The 7,610-nt window shown below is 70.6% G+C and carries 9 protein-coding genes and 2 pseudogenes; 7 read left to right on the top strand and 4 right to left on the bottom strand.

Annotated features, from left to right (window positions below; translation table 11 throughout):
- Positions 1–226: pseudogene (locus GA0115259_RS41160) on the bottom strand (carbon monoxide dehydrogenase); the annotation flags it as partial.
- A 19-nt stretch (positions 227–245) separates the two neighbouring features.
- On the opposite strand from GA0115259_RS41160, the gene GA0115259_RS13220 reads away from it, so the two are divergent.
- The 5 genes from GA0115259_RS13220 to GA0115259_RS13240 are packed head-to-tail and all read left to right on the top strand — an operon-like array spanning position 246 to position 3,267.
- Positions 246–578: a hypothetical protein gene (locus GA0115259_RS13220; RefSeq protein ID WP_141716550.1), complete on the top strand. Its 333-nt coding sequence runs from the start codon at positions 246–248 to the stop codon at positions 576–578.
- A 2-nt stretch (positions 579–580) separates the two neighbouring features.
- Positions 581–991 carry a roadblock/LC7 domain-containing protein gene (locus tag GA0115259_RS13225; protein ID WP_093595576.1) on the top strand — a complete coding sequence of 137 codons (411 nt, stop codon included), beginning with the start codon at positions 581–583 and terminating at the stop codon, positions 989–991.
- Positions 988–1,359 (top strand): DUF742 domain-containing protein, encoded by a 372-nt coding sequence (locus GA0115259_RS13230; protein ID WP_093595579.1) that lies wholly within the window; start codon positions 988–990, stop codon positions 1,357–1,359. Before GA0115259_RS13225 ends, GA0115259_RS13230 begins: the two co-directional genes overlap by 4 nt.
- The gene (locus tag GA0115259_RS13235) at positions 1,337–1,945 is read left to right on the top strand and encodes a GTP-binding protein (protein WP_093595583.1); all 609 of its coding nucleotides are present in this window, start codon (positions 1,337–1,339) and stop codon (positions 1,943–1,945) included. The genes GA0115259_RS13230 and GA0115259_RS13235 overlap by 23 nt, the downstream gene beginning before the upstream one ends.
- Positions 1,942–3,267 (top strand): cytochrome P450, encoded by a 1,326-nt coding sequence (locus GA0115259_RS13240; protein ID WP_237539970.1) that lies wholly within the window; start codon positions 1,942–1,944, stop codon positions 3,265–3,267. Before GA0115259_RS13235 ends, GA0115259_RS13240 begins: the two co-directional genes overlap by 4 nt.
- Before the next feature lie 39 nt (positions 3,268–3,306).
- Here the strand turns inward: GA0115259_RS13240 and GA0115259_RS13245 are convergent, their stop codons facing one another.
- Genes GA0115259_RS13245 through GA0115259_RS13255 form a run of 3 tightly spaced genes read right to left on the bottom strand, consistent with a single transcriptional unit; the run spans position 3,307 to position 5,881 of the window.
- Complete coding sequence (locus GA0115259_RS13245; protein WP_093595586.1) at positions 3,307–4,068, bottom strand: amino acid ABC transporter ATP-binding protein; 762 nt, start codon at positions 4,066–4,068, stop codon at positions 3,307–3,309.
- On the bottom strand, positions 4,065–4,970 hold the full coding sequence (locus GA0115259_RS13250) for an amino acid ABC transporter permease (protein ID WP_202449951.1): 906 nt from the start codon (positions 4,968–4,970) through the stop codon (positions 4,065–4,067). Before GA0115259_RS13250 ends, GA0115259_RS13245 begins: the two co-directional genes overlap by 4 nt.
- A gap of 17 nt (positions 4,971–4,987) precedes the next feature.
- A complete protein-coding gene (locus GA0115259_RS13255; RefSeq protein ID WP_093595589.1) occupies positions 4,988–5,881 on the bottom strand; it encodes an ABC transporter substrate-binding protein in 894 nt (297 codons plus the stop codon).
- Positions 5,882–6,140: 259 nt separating this feature from the next.
- Between GA0115259_RS13255 and GA0115259_RS13260 the strand changes: the two genes are divergently transcribed.
- Together GA0115259_RS13260 and GA0115259_RS13265 are read left to right on the top strand one after the other, a co-directional pair.
- Positions 6,141–7,217 (top strand): alpha/beta hydrolase, encoded by a 1,077-nt coding sequence (locus GA0115259_RS13260; RefSeq protein ID WP_093595600.1) that lies wholly within the window; start codon positions 6,141–6,143, stop codon positions 7,215–7,217.
- A 53-nt stretch (positions 7,218–7,270) separates the two neighbouring features.
- Positions 7,271–7,610 (top strand): annotated as a pseudogene (locus GA0115259_RS13265) (PucR family transcriptional regulator); the annotation flags it as partial.

Here is a 7,610-nt window from a genome sequence, read left to right on the forward strand (position 1 = left end):
TGCGCCGGGCGCCCTCGGCCGCCGTGTCCGCAGCCGCGCCGGCCATCCCCGTATCCGCCGTATCCGCGTCGCCGAGCCCCGCGGCCTCCGCGACCGTTGCGGCCCCCGCGCCCGCTACGCCTGCCGAATCCTCTGCACCTGCCGAATCCGCGTCGGCGACGCCCTCTCCGCCGGCTCCCGCGCCCGTGACTCCCGTTCCCCTGTCCCCGACCCCAGTGGCCCCCACACCCGTGACTCCCGCCCCGGTGACTCCCAGCCCTGTGCATCCCGACCCGGTGACTCCCGGCCCAGTGGTCCCGGACGCCCCGGAAGCCGAAGCCGCGACACCCGCACATCCACCGCGGGCCGGCCGCCGGCTGCCTCAGCGCCGTTCGCGGCGCGGTGAATACGCTCCCGCGGTTGAGGCGGCCCCCACCGCCACGACACCGCCGGGCACACCGGAACAGGCCGGTGACTGGATGGAGCAGTTCTTCGAGGGCGGCCGTCCGGCCGCGCCGGCCGCACCGGCCTCCTACCTCCCGAACGAGGACCCCGACCGGCCCTCCTCCCCCACACCCGAACCGGAAGGACCGAACTGAGCATGAGTTACGTGGAGAACCCGGAGCAACGCGGCTGGATGATCGCCGATGTCGCCGTGGTGCCCGGAGTAAGAGAAGTGATCGTCTTCAGCGCCGACGGACTGCTGCTGGCCAGCTCCGAGGGCATGAACCGCAACTCCGCGGACCGGCTCTCGGCGAACTGCTCGGGGCTCCAGTCCCTCGCCCGCAGCCTCGGCAGGGAGTTCGGCGAGGACGGCGGAGCCGTGCATCAGCAGATGGTCGAGTTCAACGGCGGTTTCCTCTTCATGCGCAGCGCCAACGGCGCCCATCTCGCGGTGGTGACGGGCCCGGTGGTGGACCCGAAGCTGGTCGCCCGGCAGATGCAGGCGCAGGTGCTGAAGATCGGCGCCGGGAATCTGAGCAGTCCGCCGCGACAGGAATCGGCTCGGTGAGCGGTCCGGAGGACAAGGGCGAGTACGGCGCCGGAGCCTTACGCCCCTATGTGATCACCAAGGGACGCTCCCGGCCCTCGCGGAACACCGTGGGCGTCGAGACGCTGCTCATCGCGGCCGATCCGCCGTGCGAGCTGCCGGTCTCCGCGACCAGGGAGGAGCGCGCCCTTGTCCGGATGTGCGAGCGGCTGCTCTCGCTGGTGGAGGCGTCCGCCCATCTCGAACTGCCGGTGAGCCTGGTGAAGGTGCTGGCTTCCGATCTCGTCGACAGCGGTCATCTGTCCGCGCGCTCCGGTGTCCCCCAGGCCGTGCAGCCCGACCCGCAATTGCTTCAGGAGGTACTGGATGGTCTCCGTCGGCTCCGCTGACCGCTATTTGCCCGACACTGTCCAGCAGGCTGTGAAGATCCTGGTGGTGGGCGCGTTCGGCGTCGGCAAGACCACACTGGTCGGCTCGGTCAGCGAGATCGAACCGCTGCGCACCGAAGAGGTGATGACCGAGGCGAGCGTCGGCGTGGACGATCTCGCCGGGATGTCCACCAAGACCACCACCACGGTCGCCATGGACTTCGGCCGGATCACGCTCAACTCCCGGCTGGTCCTCTATCTGTTCGGCACACCCGGGCAGCGGCGGTTCTGGGATCTGTGGGAGGGCCTGGCGGAGGGCGCGCTCGGGGTGCTCGTCCTCGTCGACACCCGCAGGCTGGAGGACAGCTTCGACGTACTGGAACAACTGGAGCTGCGCGGGCTGCCGTTCGCCGTCGCCATCAACCAGTTCCCGGACAGCGAGGAGCACGCCGTCCGGGAACTGCGGCGCGCGCTCGACCTGTTGCCCGAGACACCCGTGGTGATGTGCGACGCGCGCGAGCGCGCTCCGTCGGTGGACGCGCTGATCAGCCTGGTCGAGTATGTGTCCGCCGCCGGTACGGTGCGTACCAAGGAGCCCGCCTCATGAGCCATTCCTCGCCGCCCTCCCTGCCGCCTTCCTCGCCGCCTTCCCTGTCCTCGTCGGTCCCGTCGCCCTCACCACCCTCACCGCCGCCCGGCTGTCCCGCGCATACCAGCCGTACGGAACTCTTCCCGCTCGCGTCCGCGACGGGCGCCGCCGAGCCGCGCGAGGTCTACCGCGGTCTGCGGGAGCGTTGGGGCACCGTCGCCAAGGTGGAGCTGGAACCGGGCGTGCCCGCCTGGCTCGTGATGGGCTATCGGGAGCTGCTGACCGTCACCCGCCAGGAGCAGCTCTTCTCCCGTGACGCCCGCAACTGGCGCGATCTCAACGACGGTGTGGTCTCACCGCAGTCGGGACTGCTGCCGATGATGGCCTGGCGCGCCAATGTCATCGGCGCCGACGGCCCCGAGCACCGCCGGCTCCGCCAGCCTCTGGACGACGGTGTCGCACGGATCGACCAGCGCAAGGCCCGCCGTCAGGTCGAGTCGGTCTGTACAGAGCTGATCGCGGAGTTCTCCCCGCACGGCCGGGCCGATCTCGTGAGCGAGTACGCGGCGATCGTGCCGCTGCTCTCCATCGCGTCGCTGTTCGGTCTGGACAGCACCGAGGGCCAGGAGCTGCGGCGGGCACTGGTCGCGCTGTTCGGCAGCGCCGACGACTCGCAGGACGGCAACCGCCATTTCCAGGAGATCCTGGTCGACACCCTGTGCGAGCGGCAGCTCGATCCGGCCGACGATCTGACGACCGCGATCATCCACCATCCGAATCTGCGCACCGACGCGGAACGTCTTCAGTCGATGGTGGTGATGATCTCCTCGGGCACGGAGGGCGTCAACGCCTGGATCTCCCACGCGCTGAGGCTGATGCTCACCGATCCGCGGTTCGCGGCCCGGCTGCACGGCGGCCGGCTCGGTGTGGACGACGCCCTGGACGAGGCTCTGTGGCGCGATCCTCCGATGAACAATATGCCCGCCCGGTACGCGCTGCGCGACACCGAGCTGGGCGGCCGTCAGATCCGGCGCGGCGATGTGCTGATCCTCGGCATCGCCGCCGCCAATGACGATCCCGCGATCCGTCCCGACGAGGCGGGCGAGCCGGGCAACCGCGCGCATCTCGCGTTCTCGGCCGGTCCGCATGTGTGCCCGGCGCAGGTGCCGGCGCGGCTGATCACCCGTACCGCGGTGAACACCGCGCTGCATCTGCTGCCCGACATGACGCTGGCCATCCGGCCCGAGGAGGTGAGCTGGCAGCCCTCGCCCTGGACACGTGTTCCCGTCTCGCTGCCCGTGGAGTTCTCGGCGGCGCCGCGCCGGCCGGGGCCCGGATAAGAAGGGCCAGGGTGAGAAGGGCCGGGGTGAGAAGGGCACTCAGAGGCGGCCGGCCTCGACGATCCGCCGCAGGAACCGCTTCGTACGCTCCTCCCGAGGAGCGCCGAAGACCTCCCGGGGTGTGCCGCGCTCCAGGACGACTCCCGCGTCGAGAAAGCAGACCTGGTCCGCGACCTCCCGGGCGAATCCCATCTCATGGGTGGCCAGCACCATCGTCATCCCGTCGTCCTTGAGGTCCCTTACGACCGAGAGCACCTCGCCGACCAGTTCCGGATCGAGCGCCGCGGTGATCTCGTCCAGGAGCAGCAGCCGCGGGCGTACGGCCAGGGCCCGTACGATCGCCGCGCGCTGCTGCTGGCCGCCGCTGAGCCGGTCCGGGTACTCCCGCGCCTTGTCGCCGAGGCCGAGACGGGCCAGCAGCTCCCCGGCCCGTTCCTCCGCCTCCTCGCGCGGGACGCCGAGGACCCGGCGCGGCGCGAGAGTGATGTTCTGGAGGACCGTCATATGCGGGAAGAGGTTGTACGACTGGAAGACGACACCGATCCGGCGGCGCACCGCGTCCGGGTCGGTCCGTGGATCGGTGATCTCCTCACCGTCGAGGAAGATCGCTCCGTCGTCGATCTCCTCCAGCAGATTGGCGCACCGCAGCAGCGTCGACTTGCCGGAGCCCGAGGCACCGATCAGCGCCGTGACGGTGTGCGGTGCGACATCAAGGGTGACATCGCGCAGGACGACACGGTCCCGGCCGAAGGTCTTGCGTACGGACTCCAGGCGGAGCACGGGAGCGTCGGCGGTGGTCATACGGTTCCTCCCTGCGCGCGTCTGCGGTCCATCCGGGCGGTGACCCAGTCGGTGAAGCGTGTCATCGGGATCGTCAGCGCGACAAAGACGAGGCCCGCGACCACGTACGGCGTGTAGTTGAAGTACTTCCCGGCGATGATCTGGGCCGCGTAGACGGCGTCGACGGCGCCGGCGATCGAGACCAGTCCGGTGTCCTTCTGGAGCGACACCAGATCGTTCAGGAGCGGCGGCACGACACGCCGTACGGCCTGCGGAAGCACCACGTACCGCAGGGTCTTGGCGCTGGAGAGTCCCAGTGAGCGGGCCGCCGCCCGCTGGGAGGGATGTACGGACTCGATGCCCGCCCGGAAGACCTCGGCGACATACGCGGAGTAGGTCAGCACGAGCGCCGTACCGCCGAGCAGGACGGGATCCGTGGTGACGCCCTGGAGCCGGAGCGCCGGCACACCGAAGACGACCATCAGCAGACAGATGATCAGCGGCAGTCCGCGGAAGAAGTCGGTGTAGGCGGTGGCCAGCGCGCGGACGGGAAAGAAGACCGGGCCGCGCAGGGTACGGGCGATCGCCAGCAGCAGTCCGAGGACCAGGACGGCCACTCCGCAGACCGCCAGCAGCCGTAGATTGAGCAGCAGACCGTCGAGGACCTGAGGCAGCGCCATGCGGGCGTACTCGGCGCTGAAGAAGGTCTCGCGGGTGCGCTGCCAGCCGGGCGAGCCGGTGATGACGAGGAAGAGGACCACGCCCGTCACAAGCGTGGAGAGCGCGGCGATCGCGGTGGCACGGCGGGCTCGGGCGCGCTTGTACCGCTCGCGTTCGAGCCGTCGCGCGGACGGTGTGTACCCGTCCGCGCCGTCGTCCTCGCGCACGCCTCCGCCCTCGCCCGTGCCTCCGTCCTTCCCCAAGGGAACGGTGTTCGAGGTCACTTCAGTACCGGTGCGTCCACGGCGTCGGACAGCCACTGCTTCTCCAGCGCGGCGAGTGTGCCGTCCTCGCGCAGCCCGTCGACGGCCTCGGTGACACAGGTCGTGAGCGCGCTGCCCTTGTCGAGGACGAGCCCGAACTGCTCGGCGGTGCCCGCGGAGTTCGCGAACTGGCCGACGACCTCGGCGTCCGGCACCTCGGCCGAGGTGATGTAGAAGGCCGTGGGCAGATCGACGACGATGGCGTCGACCTGGCCGTTGCGCAGCGCGGACTTGGCGAAATCGTTCTTCTGGAAGACGGCGGGCTGCTGCGTCGGCTTGATCACTTCATTGATCGTGTCCAGGCTGGTGGTGCCGACCTGCGCGCCGAGCTTGGCGCCCTTGAGATCGGCGGCGCTCTTCGCTCCGGCGTACGGGGACTTCTTCAGCGCGACGACGGCCTGCCGTACGTCGTAGTAACCCGAGGAGAAGTCGACGGCCTGCTTGCGCTGGTCGCTGATGGAGACCTGGTTGATGTCGAAGTCGAAGCTCTTCTCGCCCGGCGCGAAGGAGTTGTTGAACGGGACGGTCTGCCAGACGACCTGGTCCTTCCCGAAGCCGAGTGCCTCGGCGACGGCGTACGCGACGGCGGACTCGAAGCCCTTGCCATTGGCCGGATCGTCGTCCTCGAACCAGGGCGCGTAGGCCGGTTTGTCCGTTCCGACGGTCAGCTTTCCCTTGGTCTCCGTCGCGAGAGTGGGCGCCTCGCAGGAGGACGCGGCGGACTGCGCGGAGGAGGGCGCGGAGGCGGAGGACTCGTCCGACGACGACGTCTCCTGCGGCGCGCAGCCGGCGGCGGCTGCGACGGCGAGGACGAAGACGGCGGGGAGAAAGCTTCGGGCGGTGAGGTGCATGGCGGGAGACTGACACCGCGCGGGGGTATCTGTCGAGATCACAGCGTTGCGATCGTATGAAATCCGCCGATGCGTCGCGGTCGAGAGGTTTGAACACCTGTCGCGTGGCTCGTGTCTCCTGGGTCGTGGCACCTTCGTGAGGTGTGGCACCCGCCGTCCGGCGGGTGATCTCCGCCGTCCGGCGCCGCCGCGCACTCCGGTCCGGAGGCAGGATGGCGTGATCGGCCACAGGGACGTGGCCGCGACCCAGGGAGAGCAGATGACCGCCGCCCCGTTCTCGGACACGCCGCCCGCAGCGGCTCCGTCCACGACGACATCCGCGCAGGGCCCGTCCGACGACACGCGGCGCACCGCCGTACGGGACGGGCTGGTCGGACCGCCGCCGCCCTTCGATCCGGAGCTGGCGGCGGCGCTCGACGTCATCAACGAGCAGTTCGGCGGCCGACTGAACCTCGACGACATCCCGGCCGTGCGGGCGGGCCAGGCCCAGAGCCGGCTGTCCGACGAGGATCTGCGGCGCGACGGCGCTTTCGAGGTCGAGGAGCGTACGGTGCCGGGCCCGGCGGGCGAGCCGGACATCTCGCTGCTCATCTGCCGGCCGGCCGGAGCCACCACCGCGCTGCCCGCGCTCTACCACATCCATGGCGGCGGGATGGTCCTCGGGGACAACCGGTCCGGCGTCGACACGGCGCTCGACTGGGCCCAGGAGCTGGATCTGGTCGTCGTATCCGTGGAGTACCGGCTGGCTCCCGAGCATCCGCATCCCGCTCCGGTGGAGGACTCGTACGCCGGGCTGGTGTGGACGGCGGAGCATGCCGCCGAGCTCGGGATCGATCCCGGCCGGATCGTGGTCGGCGGCGGCAGCGCCGGCGGCGGTCTCGCAGCGGGCGTCGCCCTGCTGGCCCGCGACCGCGGCGGACCGGCACTGGCCGGGCAGCTCCTGATGTGCCCGATGCTCGACGACCGCAACGACACCGTCTCCAGCCTTCAGATGGCCGGTCTGGGCGTGTGGGACAGCGCGGCGAACCACGCCGGATGGACGGCGCTCCTCGGTGAGCGGCGCGGCGGCCCCGATGTCCCACCGTACGCCGCTCCGGCCCGGGCCACGGATCTGTCGGGGCTGCCGCCGGCCTTCATCGATGTCGGCTCGGCGGAGACATTCCGGGACGAGGACGTCACGTACGCCACCCGGCTGTGGCAGGCGGGCGGCGCGGCCGAGCTGCATGTGTGGCCGGGCGGCTTCCACGGTTTCGAGATGATGGCGCCGCAGGCCGCGCTGTCCCAGGACGCCAGGAACGCACCGCTCGTATGGCTGCGCAGGCTGCTCACGAACTGAACGGGCCGGAACGGACGCTTGGCACCGGCTGTCCGAAGCCGCAGGATGAAGTGGTGAAAGAGCTGGCGGGCAGGCTTGCCGCACTCGATCCCGACGCGGGCGCGGCGCTCCATGTGATCGTCTACTTCGACCGGCTGGTCGAGGGCCGGGCCGGGCTGGAGTCACTGGTGCGCGGCGCGGCGGTGCTGTCGGGCTGCCCTGCCCGGCTGGTGGACGAGGCGCGCGGAGTGCGTATCCGTGTCGGCGCCGACGGAATACGCCAGGACGACGGCGGCCCGGTCGATCCCGACTGGATGTCGGCAGCGCTGGTGCCGGACGGTGTCGCGGCGGTGTGGCTGGAGCGGACCGGACCGCCGAACGGCGTCGACGCGATGGTGCTGGAGCGGGCGGCGG

Origin of the sequence: Streptomyces sp. MnatMP-M17 (assembly GCF_900091995.1) — a bacterium.
In the GTDB taxonomy this organism is placed as follows: domain Bacteria; phylum Actinomycetota; class Actinomycetes; order Streptomycetales; family Streptomycetaceae; genus Streptomyces.